Below are 1,960 nucleotides of genomic sequence, written 5' to 3'. Positions count from 1 at the left end.
ATAATTTTTCTTAGACATGAATAATACCTCCTATTATTCATATATACAGAAAAAACGGATTTTTCTTTTTTTTCAGAGAAATTTTTAAAATATTTTCATCATACAGACATATTATAACACAAAGATTGCTAAAAGCATATATTTAAAGATGAATAATGATTTTTTGAATATTGGGGATTTGTTAATGGAAAGTCTTAAAAAATATGATAAAATAGTCATATGTATGGAGGGATGCGTCATGGCTATTCAATTAATCTATTTCAGTGGAACAGGAAGCACGCAAAAGGTTGTTCGTTTTATAGGAAAACAGTGGCAAGAAAAAGTGTATGAATATGATTTATCAAATCCTCATATTGCAAGACATGTTTTTTCTCATCAAGATTTATGCATTGTAGGTGTACCCTCTTATGGCGGGCGAGTTCCTACTATAGCAATTGAGCGTTTAAAACAATTTCAAGCCAATCAGACACCGGTTATTCTTATTGTAACTTATGGGAATAGACATTATGATGATACATTCATAGAACTTAAAGATACTTTGCAGCCATTAGGATTTATATGTGTAGGAGCAATGGCAATTGTTTGTGAACATTCAATTGTTCATGAGTTTGCACGTGGTAGACCGAATACGAAAGATTTTGAATATATACAATCATTGGTTGAAACTTTAAAAAGAGATTTACATCCCATTGAAGTTCCGGGACATAGACCTTATAAAATCTTTCGAGGTGGTTTGAAGCCTTTGGTGACATCGCAGTGTACAAAGTGTGGATTATGTGCTAAACTTTGTCCTGTAGAAGCCATTGATTTACAACATTTGGAAACAACAAATGAAAGTTTATGCATTTCTTGTATGCGTTGTATTTCTATCTGTCCATTCAAAGCAAGAATATGTGATGACAAGCAGGTTGAAGCGACACGTATGAAAATTCAAAAAGTTTGTACAATTGATAAACAAAGTGAATTGATAGGAGGATCATTATGTTAAAGGCAATATTTATTGACCATATGGGAACATTGGTCTATGAACAAAGTGAATGGTTAACAAAATTATTAGATTTGTGTGCTGAAAAGTCAAATGAAAAAGATACTCAAAGAATTGGAAAATTATGGAATCAAAAACATGATGAATTAATTCAACAATATAATGGTGAAAACTATAAAGATGAGTATTCTATTATCTTGGAAGCTTTTGAAAGCATGAAAGAACAGATAGGGTTACAAGGAGATAGTCATCAATACTGTGATTTATTGATTCAACATCTGATTCATACACCCGCATATGATGATACTTATGATTTTTTTGCACAATGTCCTTTACCTATATATATTATTACAAATAATGATTCTCAATATGTAGAAGAAAATATGAAAAATTTGGAACTAAGCCCCAAAGGAATTATTTCTGGTCAAACAACACATTATTATAAACCTCACCAAAAGATGTTTGAAAAAGCATTAGAAATTACAAAACTTAAGCCTAATGAAGCTGTATATATTGGTGATAGTTATAATAAAGATATGCAATCAGCGAAAAGTGTTGGAATGAGAGCATTCTTGATTGGACATAAGGACATTCAAGATCCTGAAGTAACATGTATTGATACATTATTAGATGTTTTCGAATATTTATAGTCCTTTTTAAGGGCTTTTTTCTTTATTCTCACTTTGTGTCGTGTCCATTTTTATGTAAAAATGATACGATATAACAAAGAAGATGAAGCGTATGAATCAAAAAAAGATTGGAAGCTTTATTAAAGAATTGCGTCAAAGTAATTCTTTAACTCAAGAAGAATTAGCTCAAATATTAGGTGTCAATCATAGAACTGTATCACGCTGGGAAACTGATATCCCGACTTTCTAAAGATTCCGATAAATAAAAACATAAGACCAACTATCTTTGATGATAATTGGTCTTTTTTGATGTGAACTGATTAAAATGTCGGAATCTTTTATAGAC

At 30.7% G+C, this 1,960-nt stretch carries 3 protein-coding genes; all 3 read left to right on the top strand.

What is annotated here, in order from left to right; translation table 11 throughout:
- Positions 1 to 238 precede the first annotated feature (238 nt).
- The 3 genes from B5E75_RS14180 (at position 239) to B5E75_RS14170 (ending at position 1,864) form a co-directional block, all read left to right on the top strand.
- Complete coding sequence (locus B5E75_RS14180; protein ID WP_162607717.1) at positions 239 to 988, top strand: EFR1 family ferrodoxin; 750 nt, start codon at positions 239 to 241, stop codon at positions 986 to 988.
- Positions 982 to 1,635 (top strand): HAD family hydrolase, encoded by a 654-nt coding sequence (locus tag B5E75_RS14175; protein ID WP_087360583.1) that lies wholly within the window; start codon positions 982 to 984, stop codon positions 1,633 to 1,635. The genes B5E75_RS14180 and B5E75_RS14175 overlap by 7 nt, the downstream gene beginning before the upstream one ends.
- Before the next feature lie 91 nt (positions 1,636 to 1,726).
- Positions 1,727 to 1,864 (top strand): helix-turn-helix transcriptional regulator, encoded by a 138-nt coding sequence (locus B5E75_RS14170; RefSeq protein WP_087360580.1) that lies wholly within the window; start codon positions 1,727 to 1,729, stop codon positions 1,862 to 1,864.
- Positions 1,865 to 1,960 lie beyond the last annotated feature (96 nt).

The organism is Massiliimicrobium timonense (assembly GCF_002160865.1).
Lineage (GTDB): Bacteria > Bacillota_I > Bacilli_A > Erysipelotrichales > Coprobacillaceae > Allocoprobacillus.
Note: the sequence above shows the minus strand (reverse complement) of the source record. Positions and strands in the feature narration are given on the sequence as shown.

Coding starts and splice junctions, on each gene's coding strand:
- B5E75_RS14175 (WP_087360583.1), top strand. CDS start 982: ATGTTAAAGGCAATATTTATTGACCATATGGGAACATTGGTCTATGAA.
- B5E75_RS14170 (WP_087360580.1), top strand. CDS start 1,727: ATGAATCAAAAAAAGATTGGAAGCTTTATTAAAGAATTGCGTCAAAGT.
- B5E75_RS14180 (WP_162607717.1), top strand. CDS start 239: ATGGCTATTCAATTAATCTATTTCAGTGGAACAGGAAGCACGCAAAAG.